Origin of the sequence: Roseinatronobacter sp. (assembly GCF_051859525.1) — a bacterium.
In the GTDB taxonomy this organism is placed as follows: domain Bacteria; phylum Pseudomonadota; class Alphaproteobacteria; order Rhodobacterales; family Rhodobacteraceae; genus Roseinatronobacter.
Genome location: NZ_JBHYFM010000017.1, coordinates 15,185 through 34,972, shown reverse-complemented (window position 1 = coordinate 34,972; position 19,788 = coordinate 15,185). Strand labels below are relative to the sequence as shown.

At 60.3% G+C, this 19,788-nt stretch carries 16 protein-coding genes; 8 read left to right on the top strand and 8 right to left on the bottom strand.

All coding sequences use genetic code 11. The features are described 5' to 3' along the window. Positions 1–12: 12 nt before the first annotated feature. A complete protein-coding gene (locus tag ACTIE1_RS12385) occupies positions 13–681 on the bottom strand; it encodes a Tim44/TimA family putative adaptor protein (RefSeq protein WP_439562710.1) in 669 nt (222 codons plus the stop codon). Between the two features lie 108 nt (positions 682–789). Here ACTIE1_RS12385 and ACTIE1_RS12380 point away from each other — a divergent pair, with 108 nt between their 5' ends. From ACTIE1_RS12380 to ettA, 3 genes are all read left to right on the top strand, one after another. Then, the gene (locus ACTIE1_RS12380; protein WP_439562709.1) at positions 790–1,248 is read left to right on the top strand and encodes an FxsA family protein; all 459 of its coding nucleotides are present in this window, start codon (positions 790–792) and stop codon (positions 1,246–1,248) included. A gap of 67 nt (positions 1,249–1,315) precedes the next feature. Next, on the top strand, positions 1,316–1,825 hold the full coding sequence (secB, locus tag ACTIE1_RS12375) for a protein-export chaperone SecB (protein ID WP_439562708.1): 510 nt from the start codon (positions 1,316–1,318) through the stop codon (positions 1,823–1,825). 134 nt (positions 1,826–1,959) lie between these two features. Next, positions 1,960–3,615 carry an energy-dependent translational throttle protein EttA gene (gene ettA, locus ACTIE1_RS12370; protein WP_439562707.1) on the top strand — a complete coding sequence of 552 codons (1,656 nt, stop codon included), beginning with the start codon at positions 1,960–1,962 and terminating at the stop codon, positions 3,613–3,615. Positions 3,616–3,621: 6 nt separating this feature from the next. Here the strand turns inward: ettA and ACTIE1_RS12365 are convergent, their stop codons facing one another. After that, positions 3,622–4,356: a hypothetical protein gene (locus tag ACTIE1_RS12365; RefSeq protein ID WP_439562706.1), complete on the bottom strand. Its 735-nt coding sequence runs from the start codon at positions 4,354–4,356 to the stop codon at positions 3,622–3,624. Between the two features lie 169 nt (positions 4,357–4,525). Between ACTIE1_RS12365 and ACTIE1_RS12360 the strand changes: the two genes are divergently transcribed. Continuing rightward, positions 4,526–4,828: a BrnT family toxin gene (locus tag ACTIE1_RS12360; protein ID WP_439562705.1), complete on the top strand. Its 303-nt coding sequence runs from the start codon at positions 4,526–4,528 to the stop codon at positions 4,826–4,828. Next, complete coding sequence (locus ACTIE1_RS12355; protein ID WP_439562704.1) at positions 4,785–5,045, top strand: CopG family antitoxin; 261 nt, start codon at positions 4,785–4,787, stop codon at positions 5,043–5,045. The genes ACTIE1_RS12360 and ACTIE1_RS12355 overlap by 44 nt, the downstream gene beginning before the upstream one ends. On the opposite strand, the gene ACTIE1_RS12350 is transcribed toward ACTIE1_RS12355, so the two are convergent. The 4 genes from ACTIE1_RS12350 to ACTIE1_RS12335 form a co-directional block, all read right to left on the bottom strand. Beyond that, positions 5,046–5,651: a LolA family protein gene (locus ACTIE1_RS12350; protein ID WP_439562703.1), complete on the bottom strand. Its 606-nt coding sequence runs from the start codon at positions 5,649–5,651 to the stop codon at positions 5,046–5,048. A 90-nt stretch (positions 5,652–5,741) separates the two neighbouring features. Further along, complete coding sequence (locus ACTIE1_RS12345) at positions 5,742–8,855, bottom strand: DNA translocase FtsK 4TM domain-containing protein (RefSeq protein ID WP_439562702.1); 3,114 nt, start codon at positions 8,853–8,855, stop codon at positions 5,742–5,744. Positions 8,856–8,873: 18 nt separating this feature from the next. Beyond that, on the bottom strand, positions 8,874–10,052 hold the full coding sequence (locus ACTIE1_RS12340; RefSeq protein ID WP_439562701.1) for an aminotransferase class I/II-fold pyridoxal phosphate-dependent enzyme: 1,179 nt from the start codon (positions 10,050–10,052) through the stop codon (positions 8,874–8,876). Positions 10,053–10,262: 210 nt separating this feature from the next. After that, positions 10,263–11,600: an amidase gene (locus tag ACTIE1_RS12335; protein WP_439562700.1), complete on the bottom strand. Its 1,338-nt coding sequence runs from the start codon at positions 11,598–11,600 to the stop codon at positions 10,263–10,265. Positions 11,601–11,744: 144 nt separating this feature from the next. Here ACTIE1_RS12335 and ACTIE1_RS12330 point away from each other — a divergent pair, with 144 nt between their 5' ends. Together ACTIE1_RS12330 and msrA are read left to right on the top strand one after the other, a co-directional pair. Next, positions 11,745–12,971: an FAD-dependent monooxygenase gene (locus tag ACTIE1_RS12330; RefSeq protein WP_439562699.1), complete on the top strand. Its 1,227-nt coding sequence runs from the start codon at positions 11,745–11,747 to the stop codon at positions 12,969–12,971. Between the two features lie 148 nt (positions 12,972–13,119). After that, complete coding sequence (msrA, locus tag ACTIE1_RS12325) at positions 13,120–13,755, top strand: peptide-methionine (S)-S-oxide reductase MsrA (RefSeq protein WP_439562698.1); 636 nt, start codon at positions 13,120–13,122, stop codon at positions 13,753–13,755. On the opposite strand, the gene ACTIE1_RS12320 is transcribed toward msrA, so the two are convergent. Both ACTIE1_RS12320 and ACTIE1_RS12315 read right to left on the bottom strand, forming a co-directional pair. Next, entirely contained in the window at positions 13,735–14,625 is an 891-nt protein-coding gene (locus tag ACTIE1_RS12320) for a ribokinase (RefSeq protein ID WP_439562697.1), read from the bottom strand. The genes msrA and ACTIE1_RS12320 overlap by 21 nt on opposite strands. Before the next feature lie 2 nt (positions 14,626–14,627). Continuing rightward, positions 14,628–16,886, bottom strand: a complete 2,259-nt coding sequence (locus ACTIE1_RS12315; RefSeq protein ID WP_439563423.1) for an NADP-dependent malic enzyme — start codon at positions 16,884–16,886, stop codon at positions 14,628–14,630. A gap of 267 nt (positions 16,887–17,153) precedes the next feature. On the opposite strand from ACTIE1_RS12315, the gene mutS reads away from it, so the two are divergent. Further along, a complete protein-coding gene (mutS, locus tag ACTIE1_RS12310; RefSeq protein ID WP_439562735.1) occupies positions 17,154–19,763 on the top strand; it encodes a DNA mismatch repair protein MutS in 2,610 nt (869 codons plus the stop codon). Positions 19,764–19,788: the final 25 nt, after the last annotated feature.

Here is a 19,788-nt window from a genome sequence, read left to right as displayed (position 1 = left end):
TGCCTCCGAATGTCACTCGCCGGTGGCGACCAGTTTCCAGTTCGGGCTGTCGGCTGTCATGTCGCGCGCAAAGGTCCAGACATCGCGCTGGCGCTTGATCTCGTTCGGATCGCCTTCGACAACCTCACCGCTGTCGATCTTGCGCACCACAGATGTCAGCTCACCAAGAAACTTGATTGTGATCTCGCCTTCTTTGGTGTCTTCGTCAAACGTGGCGCCAACCAGATCCATTTCGCGCAGCCCCACAAAAGAGGCGTCTACCCGAACGCCCTGCTGTTCACGCAACTGCACAACTTCGTCAAAACTGTTGAACACATCACGCGACAGAAACGGCAGGATGGAGTCCATATCAGAGGATTCAAACGCCATCAGGATCATCTCATAGGCGCCACGGGCACCCTGAAGGAATTCACCCACGCTGAAATCGGGATCGACCGCTTTCATGCGTGCAAGCGCGTCTGCCATGTCGGACCCTTCGGGAACATGGTCTGTAATATCGGTATCTGGACCACCGTCGATAACCTCGAATCGCGGTTTCGACAGGGGTTCTGCCGTTCCATCGCCACGCTGAACAGGTTTTGATTCAAAACCGTCGCGGGTTCCAAGAACGGCCCGCAGGCGCAGAATAAGAAAGACAGCAATGCCTGCAAGAATAAGTAGCTGGATCACGGCGGGTTCCATTGTTACCTCGGCCAGGGGTTGGTATGGCGGTTCAAATGCTTATGTAAGGCGCGTTGGTCGCCAAGTCTACCTTCCAAAGTAACATGATTCCCCACGAGAGGCCGAAAGATGTGGATTCTGATAGCCATACTGGCCATTCCGGTCATTGAGATTGCCCTTTTCGTTCAATTTGGAAGTGAAATAGGCGTTATCGGAACGCTGGCATGGGTTTTCCTGAGCGGCGCGCTGGGACTGGTGCTGATGCGGCTGGAACCCTATCGCAATGCCGAAAGCGTGCGCGCGGCCCTTGCACGCGATGCAAGCCCCGCCAGCCCCATGGCACATTCGGCCCTGCGCATGATCGGGGCGCTTCTGCTGCTGCTGCCGGGGTTTTTCACGGATGGGCTGGGGCTGTTGTTGTTGCTGCCGCCGGTGCGGGCGCTGATCCTGCAGCGTCTGGTTCTGAACGCGCGGGCCGCGCCATCGATGCGTCCTGCGCGTGACGACGTTATTGACGGCGATTATGAACGCCAGCCCGATGTGCAGCAAAACACACAGCACCTGCCCCCTCGCCAAAAGCGGGATTGAGCCACCCGCCCCCCCCTGCTACAAGCGCGCCGAAGAATAACTGACCCTCAACAGGAGCCTGGTAATCATGGCAGAAGAAACCAACGGCGCACAGCCAGCCGAAACCCCCAAAGTGAACATGCGCGTTCTGGCACAATTCGTGCGCGACCTGTCGTTTGAAAATGTCGCCGCGCAGAAGAAACTGCAAGGCAACAATGTCCAGCCTGACATTCAGGTGCAAGTCAGCCTTGATGCGAACAAGCGTGACGTGGAAAACCAGTATGAAGTCGCGACCAAGTTCAAGATCACATCCAAGAACAAGGAAGATGACCAGGCGCTGTTCATCGTGGAGCTGGACTATGTCGGTGTTTTCCTGATTGAAAACGTGCCCGCCGAACAGCTGCACCCGTTCTTGCTGATCGAATGCCCGCGCATGATCTTCCCCTTCGCGCGCCGCATCATTTCCGATGTCACGCGCGATGGCGGTTTCCCGCCGCTGAATCTGGACACAGTGGACTTTCTGGCGCTGTATAAGCAGGAGATCCAGCGTCAGGCCGCGTTGCGTGCCCAGCAGGGCGAAGCACCCGTCGCCAACTAAGGCACGGCCTGCCCCCATAATATACCCCCGCGCAAACCGCGGGGGTTTTTCCGTTTCCGCCTTGTCCGGCTTGCAGCACGGCCCGTCCTTGCGCTAGGGAAGGCAAAACCCCCATTTCACACGAAGGAAAGCACATGGCGTCCTATCAATATGTCTACCACATGGATGGTGTGTCCAAAACCTATCCCGGCGGCAAGAAATGCTTTGAGAATATACGCCTGTCCTTTCTGCCGGGTGTGAAAATCGGGGTTGTGGGTGTCAACGGCGCGGGGAAATCCACCCTTCTGCGCATCATGGCCGGCACCGACAAGGACTTCACCGGCGAGGCATGGGCCGCCAAGGGCGCGCGCGTGGGCTACCTGCCGCAGGAACCCGACCTTGACCCCGATCTGGACGTGCGCGGCAATGTCATGCTGGGTGTGGCCGAAAAACAGGCCAAGCTGGAACGCTATAACGAACTGGCGATGAACTATTCGGACGAAACCGCCGATGAGATGGCCGCCCTGCAAGACCAGATCGACGCGGAAAACCTGTGGGATCTGGACAGCCAGATCGATGTCGCCATGGAGGCGCTGCGCTGCCCGCCCGACACGGCCAATGTCGACACGCTGTCGGGTGGCGAAAAACGCCGCGTGGCGCTGTGCAAGCTGTTGCTGGAAGCGCCCGACATGCTGCTGCTCGATGAGCCGACCAACCACCTTGACGCCGAAACCATTGCATGGCTGCAAAAGCACCTGATCGAATACAAGGGCACCATCCTGATCGTCACCCATGACCGCTATTTTCTGGATGACATCACCGGCTGGATTCTGGAACTCGACCGCGGGCGCGGCATTCCCTATGAGGGGAATTACTCTGCTTGGCTGGAACAAAAGGCCAAGCGCCTTGCGCAAGAGGCCCGAGAGGACAAGGCCCGCCAGAAGTCGCTGGAACGAGAGCTGGAATGGATCAGGGCGGGGGCGAAAGCGCGGCAGACCAAATCCAAGGCACGGATTGCCGCCTATGAAGAAAAGGCAGGCCAGTCCGAACGCGAGAAGATCGGCCGCGCGCAGATCATCATTCCCAATGGTCCCCGCCTTGGCGGCAAGGTCATCGAGATCGAGAACCTGCAAAAAGCCTATGGCGACCGCCTGCTGATCGAAGACCTGTCCTTCGCGCTGCCACCGGGCGGCATTGTCGGCGTGATCGGTCCCAATGGCGCGGGCAAATCCACGCTGTTTCGTATGCTGACCGGACAGGAACAGCCCGACGCAGGCACGATCGAGTTCGGCGACACAGTGCAACTGTCCTATGTCGACCAGTCGCGCGACGCGCTGGACCCGAATAAAACCGTCTGGGAAGAAATCAGCGACGGGCTGGACATCATCCAGCTTGGCGATGCAGAGGTGAATTCCCGCGCCTATGTCGGGGCGTTCAACTTCAAGGGCGGCGATCAGCAAAAGAAGGTGGGCCTGCTGTCAGGGGGCGAACGCAACCGCGTGCATATGGCCAAACTGCTGCGCGCAGGCGGCAATGTGCTGCTGCTGGATGAACCGACCAACGATCTGGACGTGGAAACCCTGCAAGCGCTGGAAGCGGCGCTGGAAGATTTCGCAGGCTGCGCCGTGGTCATTTCCCACGACCGCTTCTTCCTTGACCGCCTGTGCACGCATATCCTGGCGTTTGAGGGCGAGGCACATGTGGAATGGTTCGAGGGCAACTTCGCGGCCTATGAAGAAGACAAGAAGCGGCGGCTGGGACCGGATGCGCTGGAGCCGAAGCGGGTGAAGTATAAGAAGTTTACGAGGTGAGGGGGGTTATCCCCCTCCTTTCCCTAGAAGTTCGATGATCGGACGGGTGGCTTCGGCAATCTCGTTTATCTCGGTCACTGCACCTTTTGTTTCTCTAACACCACGTCGAACAACCCCGATAGCGCTCAGAGTTTTTTCCAATATATTGCGATCTTTAGGCACCTCTGTCAGATGAATGACAATTGCACCTGTTAATTCGTTCAACTCACGCTCGATAAAATCTGCGCCGAAAGCATAGTATTTCTCCAAAGCGTTTTCAATTTGCCTGAGACGTTCAGAGACATTCAAACGCAAATCGAGAGGCAGGTCAGAACTCGAAATTTCCATTCTAATCTCGCGTAAACGCGTTGAAAATTCGATTGTTTCCGCCTTTGGTTCGTTGATGTCTGCGAACCCTTTCAAACCCATATGAATCGAAACAAGGTTTGTGAGGTTTTCTGCTTTTAAGAAATGTGATTTTGCTGTCTGCATATTCATGCTAAATGCCGATAGGTCAAGAATATTGCGAAACGGTTGATAGAGTTTCTGAAGATGCTTCTTTTCGTCCTCAGTGTGTGGCAGCGCTGCAATATCAGCTTCAACTTTTGAAGCTATTGAAAATAAACGCTGGGCAGAAAATATTTCTGACGGGTTATCTGTATCTAAAACCTTCGCCAAAACTAAGGCAAAGCGTTTCGCTTTATCTTTTTCTTGCGCGCATTGCACAAGTATCTGGTTCAAGGATTGAGCTGACGTTAGCATGCGTACGAGCCTTACAATGTCGTAGTACAGATACCATACATGTTAGCAAAAGGTAGACAAGCGAACTATCTGTTGGCGTTTTACGGTTCTCGGGATAACTTCTTGGCAAGCAAATTTTGTTTCTTACGAATAGCGCTCACTTGACCGTCCGCACATTTGTACATACATTATGATCAACTTCGACTGGGACCATGGCAATAGCGCCAAATGTGAAAAGCACGGCCTGACCCGCGCCCAGATCGAGAAGATGTTCCGCGCGGGCCTGTCTGTTGCGCCCGATCCGGAACATTCCACCAATGCCGAACAGCGCTTCATCGCGCTCGGCCTGACGCCAGAAGGTCGCGCGGCCTTCATCGCTTTCTGCTGGCGGGACGGTAAAATTCGCCCCATCAGCGCCCGCTATATGCACGCCCGAGAGGTCACACGCTATGCCGAAGCCTTCGCCCACATACGTCCCCGTCCTGACAACTGACAAGCAGGCCGAAGATTTCCTTGATCAAGACCTGTCCGGTTTGGACTTCGCACAGTTCAAACCCATGCGATTCGAGGCACTGCCGAAATCCGCGCGTGTGACCATGCGCTTGCCTGAACCCCTGATTGCGGCGCTGAAAGCGCGCGCCAAGGATCGTGGCATTCCCTATCAGCGCCTCATCCGCGAAGCGTTGGAACAGGCCCTGACCAAACCCTGATCACCGCCGCCGCTGTTCCGTTTCCGCCACCACGTCAAACAACCGCGCCGACAACTGACCGCCGAAGCGCATATTGCCCAGAATAACGGTTGTTTCCGCGCCGGTGTCATCGCGGATGACCCATTGGCGCAATTCCGTGGGGTTGGCGGAAAAATTCAGGCGGATGGACCCGTATTGCGGGTTTTCGGGGTCTTGGGCGACCACGGTTGTCACATCGCCGTCCACGGTGTGACCCACGACCATACGCGCGCGCTGGAAATCCACATTCTGTTCCAGAATGATATTCAGGGGCGTCTGGCGCAGCGGGTATTGGTTCGGCCCCTGATTGGACCGCCCGTCAAACACCGACACCTGACTGCCGCCCGCCATGACCAGTGCGTTTTCGGGCGGGTCATATTCAAACCGCATGCGGCCGGGGCGGCGGATATACAGCCGCCCTGTCACCAGCGACCCGTCGGGGTTTATCTGCGTAAACTCCCCTTCGGCGGTGGTGAAACTGTTGAAATAGGCCGAGATTTCCGCAAGCGGAATAGCCTGGGCCATGGCTGGCCGGACCAGCGCAAGCGCTGGCAGGGACAGGAAAAGGGAACGGCGTGTGATACTCATGAAACCCTAAATAATGCACGATGCGCCAAGGGCAAAGCCACGATCTGATCACGCGCCCTGACAAGGCAGAGAGTTGCCGATCAGCACAGGCTACCCCTGTTCGGGGATCAGGATCTCGCGCTTGCCGACATGGTTTGCGGGTGTGACAAGGCCTTCATCCTCCATCTGCTCCACCAGACGCGCGGCCTTGTTATAACCGATGCCCAGTTTGCGCTGGATATAGCTGGTGGAACATTTGCGGTCCTGAATAACCACCTGCACAGCCTGATCATACAGCGCATCTTCGCCGGTGGTGTTGCCCCCAAGACCCAGAACCGCGTCAATATCGGCTTCCTTGTCGGATTCGGGGCCATCGACCACACCGGATTTGTAATCGGGCGGACCAAAGGATTTCAGGTGGTTGACGATCTCCTCCACCTCCTCGTCGCTGACGAAGGGACCATGCACGCGGGTAATGCGCGAACCGCCCGCCATATACAGCATGTCGCCCATGCCCAGCAGCTGTTCCGCCCCCTGTTCGCCCAGAATGGTGCGGCTGTCGATCTTGGACGTCACCTGAAACGAAATGCGCGTGGGGAAGTTCGCCTTGATGGTGCCGGTGATCACATCGACCGACGGGCGCTGCGTGGCCATGATCAGGTGAATGCCCGATGCGCGCGCCATCTGCGCAAGGCGCTGGATGCAGGCTTCGATTTCCTTGCCCGCGACCATCATCAGGTCGGCCATCTCATCCACGACGACAACGATATAGGGCAGCAGTTCCGGCGCGAATTCCTCGGATTCGAACAGCGGATCGCCGGTTTCATCGTCAAACCCTGTCTGGATGGTGCGCTTGAACATCTCGCCGCGCGCAAGGGCTTCGCGGACGCGGCCGTTATACCCTTCAATATTGCGCACGCCCATCTTGGACATCTTGCGATAGCGCTCTTCCATCTCGCCTACGACCCATTTCAGCGCGACAACCGCTTTCTTGGGGTCGGTGACAACAGGCGACAACAGGTGCGGAATGCCGTCATAGACCGACAGTTCCAGCATTTTGGGGTCAATCATGATCATGCGGCATTCATCGGGCGTCAGACGATACAGCAATGACAGGATCATGGTGTTGATCGCCACCGATTTGCCCGAACCCGTGGTCCCCGCGATCAGCAAATGCGGCATCTTGGCCAGATTGGCGACAACGGGTTCGCCGTCAATCGCCTTGCCCAGCGCCAGCGGCAGGCGCATCTGGGTGTCACCAAAATCGCGCGCCGACAGGATTTCGCGCAAGACCACCTTTTCGCGGTGGGCATTGGGCAATTCAATCCCGATGATGGAGCGGCCCGGCACAGTGGAGACCCGCGCCGACAGCGCCGACATGGACCGCGCAATGTCATCGGCCAGACCAATGACGCGGCTGGCCTTCAGCCCCGGTGCGGGTTCAAGTTCGTATTGCGTGACAACCGGACCGGGACGCACGCTGACGATTTCGCCGCGCACGCCGTAATCATCCAGCACCGATTCCAGCATCCGTGCGTTTTCTTCCAGCGCCTCATCACTCAGGGAATAGCGCTGCACATTCGCAGGGCTTTCCAGCAGCGACAGGGGCGGCAGTTCATAGCTGACCTGTTCGCGCGTATCGAAGGGGAATGTCGGTTCTGCCTCGGCGCGGGCCTGCCGCGAGGTCTGGGGCTTTGCGGATGGGGTGGCCACAACGCGGCGCTGCAACACCTGACCGGGGCGCACGGCCATTGCGGGGTCATGCGACACCGGCGCGACGGGTTGCGGTGTGGCAAACACCGCCGAAGGGTCGGGGTCGGGCACCGCAGGGCGGGCAGCCATCATCCAGTCAGGCATCGGGACATTTCCCATTGGCGGCGCGGCCATCTGGGCGGTCAGGCTTGCAGTCAGGGGCTGCGGGGACACCGCATCCGGCGCAGGACCATGGGCAGGCCGCGCAGGCGCTTGCAAGGGCGGTTCGGCCACGATGCGCGGTCCGCCCGAAACAGATGCAGGGCGCAGGTTCGGGTTGAACACCTGTGCGGGCTTGGCATGTCTGCGGTGGCGCACGGCATCCGCGATACGACTGCTGATGCGGTCGGGCGCAGGCGCTTGTGTGGCCATAGCCGCATCGTGGGGGTGACGCTCGACCAGTTCGGGTTCGGGCATGGGGGCCGGTTCGGCACCGCGCATGCTAAGCGATTTCAGCTTGGACAAGAGACCACCACTGCGGGGTTCATCATCATAATACTGGGGCTGTGGCGCGGGCTGGCGCATATCGGCGGGGGGCGGCATATCGGCGACCATCGGATCAACCAGAACCGTATCATCATGGTGCTGCCACTGCGCGCTTGCATGTCCCGAAGGGCGGATAACCGGCGCGGCCCGACGGGTCAGAACAGGTTCGTCCATCGCCTGCGACCGCTGGATCACAGGTTCGCGGTCGTGATGATACCCGCCATGCGCGGGCGCGGGGTGGTCATAGGCGGCTGCCTGTGCACGCGCATGGTGGTTTTCCTGCACCTTGCGCAGAACTGCCCCGCTTGCCAGTTGCGCCCCGCGCAACCCGCCGGACACACCACCGCGCAGCAATGTCATCACACCCGCATAGCTTAGAATAACGCCCGTCAGCAGAAACCGCGCGAAGGTGAACGCCTCGCGCTGGTTGACGCCCATGACAAAACCCCAGACTGCCAGACTTGCAATCAGCATCATCAGCGACATGAACACGACACCGGCGGCAGGTGACATGGGCAACGCGTTCAGCACCGCCCCCAGAACCGTATCGCCAAACACACCGCCCATGCCATACAGCATGTCCCAGCGCGCCGAAGGCACGAAGCTTGCGCACCAGATAGAGGTTACGGCAATCGCCAGCGGCAGGAACACGCCGCGCGCCATCACGGAATCATGCCCGCGCCCCAGAACCAGCCGCAGACCCCAGCCGCCCAGAAACAGCACAATCCCCCAGGACGCGATGCCTGCAATAACCATCAGGGGCGATGCGATTGCCGCGCCGATGCGCCCAAGTGAATTCTGCACCGGCGCATCACTCGACGCCATCCAGCCCGGATCAGCAGGCGAGTAGGACCCCAGCATCAGCGCGACGACAAAGGCCAGCACACCCAGCCCGATCCCAGCCAGTTCGCGCCCGCGTTTTTGCAAAATCGCCTGCAATTTGCTGTCCAGAAGCGGATCGCGCTTGTCAATATTGTATGATGCCATCTGACGCGCCCCTTGGGTTTAACTATACAGGCAGGTGCGCAAGCGGATCAGCGCATCCTGCATTTCATCAATCAAATTCACCATCGCCACGCGGATAAACCCGTGACCGGGGTTAAACCCGTCCACATCGCGCGACAAATACGCCCCCGGCAGCACCCTGATGCCGGTTTCGGTCCACAGCTTCAGCGCCGCCGCCTCGCCGTCACCCACAGGCAACCACAGAAAAAACCCGCCCGCCGGTCCCGCATATCCGGGCACATTGCCCAGAATACGATCTGCCAGCGCGTATTTCTGCTGATACAGCGCGCGCGACCGGTCCACATGCGCCTCATCTGCCCAGGCAGCGGCGGCAACATGTTGCAAGGGTTCGGGCAATGGCGCACCGCTATAGGCGCGCAACTGCCGGATGCGGCGTATACATTCCACGCCCCCCGCAACAAAGCCCGACCGTAGCCCCGGCAGGTTCGACCGTTTCGACAGCGAATGGAACGACAACACGCGTTCACTGTCCGCGCCCATCTCGGCGGCAATTTCCAGCACGCCGGGGGGGGGCGTGTCGCGGTAAATCTCGGAATAGCATTCATCGGCGAAAATGCGGAAATCATGCTTTTCGGCCAGCGCGATCAGCGTGCGCCAATACTCCGCATCGGCAACCGATCCCTGCGGATTGGCGGGCGAGCATACATAGGCGATCGCCACGCGGTCCAGCACATCAGCGGGCAGGCCGGCATAATCAGGCAAATGGCCCGTAGCCTCGGTTGCAGAAATAAAACGCGGCTCTGCGCCGACGGCAAGCGCGGCGACGGCATATACCTGATAGAACGGGTTGGGCGTCAGGATAACAGGCGTTTGCCCGTTCTTGCGTTCAGGACACAGCGCAAGGGCGGCATTGAACAACCCTTCGCGCGTGCCGTTCAGAACCATCAGGTTCTCGGGCATCAAGGACACGCCATAACGCCTTGAAATCCAGCCTTGAATTGCCTGCAACAGGGGGGGAATCCCCTCATTCGCGGGGTATTTTGCAAAACTGCCGATATTCGCATTCAGCACATCCGCCAAAAATGGCGGCATGTCATGGCGCGGCTCGCCAATGGTCATGGCGACAGGCTCACCACCGGGTTGGTGGTGATCCAGAAGCGCGCGCAGGCGCGGGAATGCGTATTCAGGCAGGTTCGAAAACCGCTCTGGGTATGCCATGGACTGCCTCGACTGCTCGGGGTCTTTTGCCCCATTATTGACCGCAGGATAACGCGCAAGGGCCGCCCCGTCCAGAAAAACGACTGAAGTTTTGCCAATAACCCCGCGAAATTGTGGCATTTTCGTAGATAACCCAAAAGCACCACCATATATGGCGGTAGCCTTGCGTGATACCCGCTATTTGTTGCGGTTGATCTGCGGCAAGCGTGCCTACCGCACCGACAGCGCCAACTCTGCCGCCGCCCCAAGGCGCAATAATCGTTCCTCGGCCATGGGCGGGCACATCAGACTTAGACCGACCGAGGGCACAGCAGTCGGCAATGTCAACGCACACAGCCCCAGCATATTGCCAATGCGTGTATTGCGCAGCGTCAGCAGGTTTTCCGTGGTGAAATAGGCATGGTCCTGCATCAGGCGTTCCGCGTTGGGCGGCATGTTCGGCGCAGTCGGCAGCAAAACCGCATCATATCCAGCCGTTTGTGCCAGATAAGCGGCGCGGTGGCGCATCAACGCATCCCATGCGGCAATGTAATCCGTGGCCAGATGGTCACGCCCCGACCGGAAACGTTCCAGCACGGGCGCGAACATAACGTCCGGCGCGGCCTCGATCCGGTCGCGCCACACGGCGTAGCATTCCGGCGTATATATGACCGCCGACAGCGCCAGTGCATCACTGACACAGGACAGCGATTTGCGGGTAATCTGCGCGCCCGCCTTGGCCAGCTTGTCAACCGCCGCTTCAAACCCTTGCGCGGGCAGGTCGCGAATGCCGTCAAACGCTGCCCCGTCCAGAACCAGAAACTGCCGCCCCGACAGGCTGGCGCCGCGCAAATCCGGCACTGGCCCGTTTTCCAGCGCTGACAGCAGCAGCGCGCAATCCTCGACACTGCGGGCCAGCGGGCCAGCCGTGTCGAATTTCGGCGCAAGCGGGACCACACCTTGCAGCGTCAGCCGCCCATGCGTGGTTTTCAACCCCACCAGATCATTCCACGCCGCCGGAATACGCACCGACCCGCCCGTGTCGGACCCGATGGCCGCAGCCGCCAGCCCGAACGCCACCGACGCCGCCGCCCCCGATGAGCTGCCGCCCGGAACCGCGTCAGGGTCATTCACGCAAGGCGGCGTGGCGGTCACCGGATTCAGCCCCAGACCGGAATAGGCAAATTCCGTCTGATGGGTCTTGCCCAGACAAATGGTCCCCGCGCGCGTCATGGTCTGCAACAGGTCCGCGTCATGGTCGGGCACGCGCCCCTTCAGCACCGCAGACCCGCTTTCGGTGGCAACGCCAGCCGTGTCGAACAGATCTTTCCATGACAGGGCCACACCGTCCAGCAGGTGGCGGCGCAGACCCGCGCGCGCGCGGTCCCGCGCGGCGATGGCTTCATCCAATGCGCGGCTTTCGGTCAGGCGTGCGTAGATGCGCGTTCCGGCGGAATGTGCCTGAATGGCCGCCAGATAGGCTTCGGTCAGCGCAAGCGGACATAAATCCCCTGCACCGATCGCGCGGCCCTGTTCTGCGGCGGGTCTGGTCAGCCAGTTTTCTGTCATGTCAGGGCATCCTTGATCCTGTGGCCAACCGGGGGCTGTCTGCCCCCGGACCCCCAGAGAGTATTTTGGGCAAGATGAAATGGGAACCGCAAATTTGCCGCTTTGCCGCATGGACAAGTCTGTGTGCCATGCCATAACTGCAGTATGACATATGATGCTGATATTTTGATCGTAGGGGGCGGGCTGAACGGCCCGTCATTGGCGCTGGCGCTGGCGCAGGGCGGCTTGCGGGTGATCGTGGTGGATGCGCTGGCACGCGACACGCGCAAGGATGCGGAATTTGACGGACGGGCCTATGCGCTGGCACTGGCATCGACACGCGTTCTGCAAGGGATCGGCATCTGGGACGCAGTGGTCAATGATGCACAGCCCATGTTGCAGATCAAGGCCAGCGACGGGCGCGCAGGCGAAGGGGCGGCACCGTTTTTCCTGCATTTCGACCATGCCGAGATTGAAGAAGGCCCGATGGGCCACATGCTGGAAGACCGTTTTTTGCGCCGCGCATTGTTGCATGCAATGGACAACAGCCCAAACATTACCCAGATCGAGGGGCGCCGCGTCATCGCACAGGACGTGGACGCCCATGGTGCCAGCGCCACCACGGATGACGGGCAGATATTGCGCGCGCGCATTCTGGTGGGCTGCGACGGGCGCGACAGTGCCGTGGCGCAGCGCGCGGGTATCAAACGTACCGGCTGGGATTACGGGCAGACCGCACTGGTCTGTGCCATTGCCCATGAACAGCCCCATCACGGCTGCGCACATCAGTTCTTTATGCCCGCAGGCCCGCTGGCCATTCTGCCGCTGCCCGGCAACCGGTCGTCTATTGTGTGGAGCGAACGCACAGACACCGCCGCAGAAATTCACGCCATGGATGATGCGGAGTATCTGGCCGCCCTGCGCCCGCGCTTCGGTGATTTTCTGGGCGGGATCGCGCTGGCCGGCAAGCGTTTTGCCTATCCGTTGCGGCTGACCATTGCCAACAGTTTCATTGCCCCGCGTCTGGCATTGGTGGGTGATGCCGCGCATGGCATGCACCCGATTGCAGGTCAGGGGTTCAATTTCGGCCTGCGCGATGTTGCCGCCCTGGCCGAGGTGTTGATCCTGGCCGCGCGGCGCGGCGAGGATATCGCAAGCCCGATTGTGCTGGAACGCTATCAACAGTGGCGGCGGTTTGACACCATGATGATGGCCGTTGGCACCGATAGCGTGAACCGCATGTTTTCCAACGATTCCGCGCTGTTGCGCGGCGTGCGGGGTCTGGGCATGGGGGTTGTTCAATCGCTGCCGGGGCTGCGCCGCCGGTTCATCCGCGAAGCCGCCGGTCTTACGGGCGATCTGCCCCGCCTGATGCGTGGATTGCCCATCTGAGGTTGATCACGCCCCCTGTGGCGCAGGCGGGACGTTTGGCAGTTCCGCACAGGGCCTTCAGGGCTTTCACCCCCTTGTGATAAACAAAACTGACCAAATCCCGCGCTTGTGACGTATCATCGCAGGAACAAGCAAAAGGATTTCGGATATGAAGCTGCACGCTTTTGCATTCTGGCTGATCGCCATGTTTGCCCCCGCCCTGCCCGCCACCGCACAACAGGTTGAAACCGCCATTGTCGCGGGCGGCTGTTTCTGGTGCGTGGAATCAGATTTCCGGCGCGTGGATGGCGTGGTGGATGTGCGCGTGGGCTTCACAGGTGGCACAACACCCGACCCCATTTATGAAGATGTCGCACGCGGGCGCACCGACCATCTGGAAGCGGCAATCATCAGCTTTGACCCCGCGCGCGTCAGTTACGACCAGATCCTGCACATGTTCATGCGGTCCATTGATCCGCTGGATGCGGGCGGCCAGTTCTGTGACCGGGGCGCGCATTACACCACGGCCATTTTCGCCACACCCGAACAAACGGAACAGGCGAACGCCGCCATTGCTGCGGCCGAGGCCGAACTGGGCGCAAGCGTTGTCACCCCCGTCCGCACGGCAACCACTTTTTATGAAGCCGACGACTTCCATCAGAACTATGCCAATTCCGAGCAACGCACATTAACCCGTTTCGGCTGGATCGAGCGGCGCGTCGCTTACAAAAGCTACCGCGAGGGGTGCGGGCGTGACCAGCGTGTGCGCGAAATCTGGGGCAGTTCAGCGCCCTTCACCGGCTAGCGCGTCAATCTGCGCACGGCTGGGCATTGCAGCCGCCGCGCCGGCACATGACACCTGCAAGGCCGCAGCGCGTGTTGCAAATTGCATCGCATCAGCAGGGTCCTGGCCTTCGGATAATGCGGTAACCAACGCGCCTGCAAAACAATCGCCTGCGCCAGTGGTATCCAGCACGCGGACTGGCAGCGCCGGTACAAACACCTCCGCGCGCCCGCGTTCATGCCAGCTGGCACCTTTGGCCCCTTTGGTTATGACAACAACATCTACGGGCAAATCGGCAATCGTGACGCCCAGCGCTTGCTGTAGTTGCTGCGCCTCAATCTCGTTCATCATAAGCATGGAGATATAGGGCAACACCGCCTGCACGGCATCCGCTGAAAACGGGGCCGCGGAATACACAATCTTCATTCCGCGGGCGCTGGCGGCAGCGGCAGTTTCACGCTGCCATGCGGTTTCATTCTGCATCAACAGGAAATCCCCTGCACGCGCGCCCTCCAGCGCAGTTAGCACAGGGTCAAGCGCCAGCGCGTGATTGGCCCCGCCATGCAGCACAATGGCATTCTCGCCCGATTGGTCCACCATGATGATGGCATGTCCCGTGGCACCATCCAGCACCTGCACAGCACTGCAATCAACGCCATAGCCCGCCATCACATCGCGCATGTCCAGCCCGTCCGCACCGACCGCCCCCAGATGGCGCACAGTGGCACCCGCACGCGCCGCCGCAACCGACTGGTTCGCCCCCTTGCCCCCCAGATGCACCGCATAGGCACCACTGGCCAGCGTTTCACCAGCCAGCGGCAGGTGATCAAGGCTGTGCACATGGTCGATATTGATTGACCCGAAACACCAGATATCCGCGCCCCGCCCCATGGTCAGACAATCTCGCAACTGGCCATGACCGCCATGTTGACAATGTCACTGACTGTGGACCCGGTTGAGCAAATCTGGATGGGCCTTGGCACGCCTGCCAGAATCGGGCCAATCACTGTGGCCCCCGCCATTTCCTGCATCAGCTTGACGCTGATCGACGCAGAATGCCGCGCAGGCACCACCAGAATATTCGCAGGCCCGGTCAGCCGCGAAAACGGGTAATGCGCCGCAGCCTTGGGGTTCAGGGCCACATCGACCGTCATTTCGCCTTCATACTCGAAATCCGCACCGCGCTTGTCCAGAATACGCGGCGCAAGATGCATCTTCTCGGCGCGTTCGGACACCGGATAGCCGAAAGTGGAAAAGCTGACGAAGGCCACACGCGGCTCCAACCCCAGATGCCGCGCAACAGACGCCGCGCGCGTGGCGATATCGGCCAGATCAACCTCTGACGGCCATTCATGTACCAATGTGTCGGCAATCAACACGATACGGCCTTTATGCAGCAACGCAGTCACGCCCACCGCGCCATCTTGCGCGCGGGCATCAAAGACATGGTTTATCAGGCCCAGAACATGCGCCGATTTGCGCGTGGCCCCTGTCACCAGCGCATCACCATGGCCATGCGCCAGCATCAGCGCGGCAAAGACATGCCGGTTCCGCGCGGCCAGACGGTGAACATCTTTCAGGTCATGGCCCTGCCGTTGCAAACGCGCATACAGGAAATCCTTATAGCTGCCCAGATGGCGCGTGTTTCCGGCGTTCACCACTGTCAGCTCGCGCACCGCATCGCCCAGACCCTCGGCCTCCAGCTTGGCCTTCACGTCATCCTCGCGCCCCACAACCAGCGCCTGCCCGTAGCCACCACGCTGATAGGCCACAGCGGCCCGCAACACCCGTTCATCATCGCCTTCGGCGAAAATCATGCGCGATTGCGCCTGCTTGGCCCGTGCATGAATGGATTGCAGCACACTGGCCGTCGGGTCCATCCGCGCCTTCAGCGATTGCACATAGCCGTCCATATCCACAATCGGACGCCGCGCCACGCCTGTCGCCATCCCCGCCTGCGCCACTGCGGGCGGTATTGTATAGATCAGGCGCGGGTCAAACGGCGTGGGAATGATATAATCGCGCCCGAAACTCAGCTTGCGCCCGTAAGCCATGGCAACCTCGTCAGGCACATCCTCGCGCGCCAGTTCGGCAAGCGCACGCGCGCAGGCGATCTTCATCTCGTCATTGATGGCGCGCGCATTGATATCCAGTGCACCGCGAAACAGATACGGGAACCCCAGAACATTGTTCACCTGATTGGGGTAATCACTGCGCCCCGTTGCCACAATCGCATCGGCACGCACAGATTGCGCTTCCTCCGGTGTGATTTCAGGATCGGGGTTCGCCATGGCGAAAATCACCGGATTATCGGCCATGGCCGCCACCATCGCAGGTGTCACCGCACCCTTGGCCGACACGCCCAGAAACACATCCGCGCCCACCATCGCCTCTTCCAGCGTGCGCGCATCGGTGCGCGCGGCATGGGCGGATTTCCACTGGTTCATCCCCTCGGTCCGGCCCTGCCAGATCACACCCTTGGTGTCGCACATGATGCAGTTATCGTGCAATGCACCCATGGACTTGATCAGCTCCAGACAGGCAATCCCCGCAGCGCCTGCGCCGTTCAGCACGATCTTGCAATCCTCGATCCGCTTGCCCGACAATTCCAGCGCATTGATCAATCCTGCGGCACAAATCACGGCCGTGCCATGCTGGTCGTCATGGAATACCGGAATATCCATGATTTCCTTCAACCGGCTTTCAATAATGAAACATTCCGGCGCCTTGATATCCTCCAGATTCACCCCGCCAAAAGTCGGGCCCATCAGTTTGACCGCATTGATAATCTCGTCAGGGTCTTCTGTATCCAGCAAGATATCAATCGCGTTCACATCGGCAAACCGCTTGAACAGAACCGCCTTGCCTTCCATCACGGGCTTGGACGCCAGCGCGCCCAGATTGCCCATACCCAGAATGGCTGTGCCGTTCGACACCACAGCCACCATATTGCCCTTGGTCGTGTAATCATACGCCGCCTGCGGGTCGTCCGCGATGGCCTGAACAGGTATCGCCACACCGGGGCTATAGGCCAGCGACAGATCCGCCTGCGTGGCCATCGGCTTTGACGCAGTGATCTCATACTTGCCGGGCGCGGGCGCATGATGATAGGCCAAGGCCTCTTCGGCGGTGAATTTCGACTTGCGGGACATAGATGCGGCTCCTCCTGAATACGCCCCTCATACCCAGTTGAACGGGCGCGGTAAACAAAGGGAACGGGACTGTTAGCGCTGTCAACACCTGTTTCAGTCTGGTTTAAATATCCGCAGGGGGTGAATTGCGCGCGCCCCCGCGCGCAAGAGGGGGCGCGCGCGCCCCCTTTCCCCCGCACGCAGCTTTCGTTACCTTCGCGCAAACGCGCCCACACACACGACACACGCCCCGCAAGGAACGCCCCAGTGAACGAAACCGTCACGCCGATGATGGCCCAATATCTTCAGGTCAAACAGCAGCACCCCGATGCGTTGTTGTTCTACCGTATGGGCGATTTTTATGAATTGTTCTTTGACGATGCCATCGCCGCCGCTGCCGCCCTTGATATTGCCCTGACCAAACGCGGCAAACATCTGGGCGAGGATATCGCCATGTGCGGTGTGCCCCACCACGCCGCAGAAGGCTATCTTCTGACCCTTATCCGCAAGGGGTTTCGCGTGGCCATCGCGGAACAGATGGAAACGCCCGAACAGGCAAAAAAACGCGGATACAAGTCGGTGGTGCAGCGCGATGTCGTGCGCCTTGTCACCCCCGGCACCCTGACCGAGGAATCCTTGCTGGATGCGCGGCGCCACAATTATCTGGCCGCCTTCATCGAAATGCGCGACGAGGGCGCGCTGGCATGGGCCGACATATCCACCGGACAGCTGCGCGTCATGCCCTGCGCCCGAATACGCCTTGGGCCTGAACTGGCCCGCCTTGGCCCGCGTGAAATACTGGTCAGCGACACACAGGCGGACGCCCTGCGCCCGATTGCCGATGATATGGGCGCGGCCCTGACACCGCTTGCACCCGCCAGTTTCGACAGCATCGCCGCCGAAAAGCGGCTGTGCGATCTCTACAAGGTGCAAACCCTTGACGGATTTGCCCAATTCAGTCGTGCAGAACGCGCGGCCCTTGGGGGGCTGGTTGATTATCTGGACCTGACCCAGCGCGGCAAACTGCCGCTGTTGCACCCGCCCGTCCGCGATGCCGCCGGTGATCTTGTCCAGATTGACGCGGCCACCCGCCGCAATCTGGAACTGACGCAATCGCTGACCGGCGGGCGTGACGGCGCGCTGCTCCATGCGATCGACCGCACAGTCACGTCAGCGGGGGCGCGATTGCTGGAACGGCGGCTGTCCTCGCCCTCGGCACGGCTGGATACGATCCTTGAACGTCAATCTGCGGTGACCTTCCTGCACGGGCAGAACCGCCTGCGCGCCGACCTGCGCGCCGCATTGAAGGAAGTGCCCGATCTGGACCGCGCCCTGTCGCGTCTGGCACTGGACCGCGCCGGACCGCGTGACATGGCCGCCATTCGCAACACCCTGACACAGGCCATTGCGATCAACGCATGTCTTGCCGAACACACGGCCCCGCGCCTTCTGGCAGATGCGGCAGGCGCGCTGACAGGACATGACGCGCTGTTGGACCTGCTGGACGCCGCCCTTGTGGCAGACCCCCCGCTGCTGGCGCGCGATGGTGGCTTCATCGCGCAGGGCCATGACACGGACCTTGATCAGGCCCGCAAATTGCGTGACGAAGGGCGCAGCGTCATTGCGCAGATGCAGGCGGACTACGCGCAGGACACCGGCATCACGTCACTCAAGATCAAGCATAACAATGTGCTGGGCTATTTCATCGAAGTGACCAGCACCCATGCAGACCGCATGCTGTCCGACCCCCTTTCCGCGCGCTATATACACCGCCAGACCACCGCCAATCAGGTGCGCTTCACCACGGTCGAACTTTCTGAAATGGAGACCCGCATCCTGAATGCAGGCTCGCGCGCGCTGGAGATCGAGAAGCGCCTTTTCACCACGCTGCGTAACGCAATTCTTTCCCGCGCGGACCATCTGGCCCAAACCGCCCGCGCACTGGCCGAAATCGATCTGGCCAGCGCATTGGCCGATCTGGCGCGCGCGCAGAACTGGTGCGCACCGCGCCTTGACACCTCGCGCGCTTTCGCGGTCACGGGCGGGCGCCATCCGGTGGTCGAGGATGCACTGGCGCGCAGTGGCAACAGCTTCATTGCCAATGATTGCGACCTTGGCGCCACTGACGGCGCTGCGATCTGGCTGCTGACAGGCCCCAATATGGCGGGTAAATCGACCTTCCTGCGCCAGAACGCACTAATTGCCATTCTGGCGCAAATGGGCGCATGGGTGCCCGCGACCGATGCGCATATCGGCCTTGTCAGTCAGGTTTTCAGCCGCGTGGGGGCCAGCGACGATCTTGCGCGCGGCCGGTCAACCTTCATGGTTGAAATGGTCGAAACTGCCGCAATCCTGAATCAGGCCGATGACCGCGCGCTGGTCATTCTGGACGAAATCGGGCGCGGCACGGCCACCTATGACGGGCTGTCCATTGCATGGGCCACACTGGAACATCTGCATGACGTGAATCGCGCGCGCGCATTATTTGCCACGCATTACCATGAAATGACCGCCCTTGCCGGCCGGCTGTCCGGCGTGGAAAACGCCACTGTCACCGTCAAGGAATGGGAAGGCGACGTCATCTTCCTGCACGAAGTCAAGCGTGGCGCTGCTGATCGCAGCTACGGGGTGCAGGTCGCGCGCCTTGCCGGACTGCCCGACAGCGTCATCACCCGCGCCCGCGAAGTGCTAAGCGCACTGGAACAAGGCGAAACCGGCAAGAACCCCAAAGCTGTGATAGATGACCTGCCGCTATTCTCGGCCGCGCGCGCCCCTGCCCTGCAACCGGAAAAACCAAACCCCGCCACAGAAAAACTCGCCCGGATCAATCCGGACGAGTTGTCACCAAAACAGGCACTTGAACTGCTGTATGAACTGAAGGCCCTTGGCCAGACATAGGGTTCATCTTGCCAAAAATACTCAA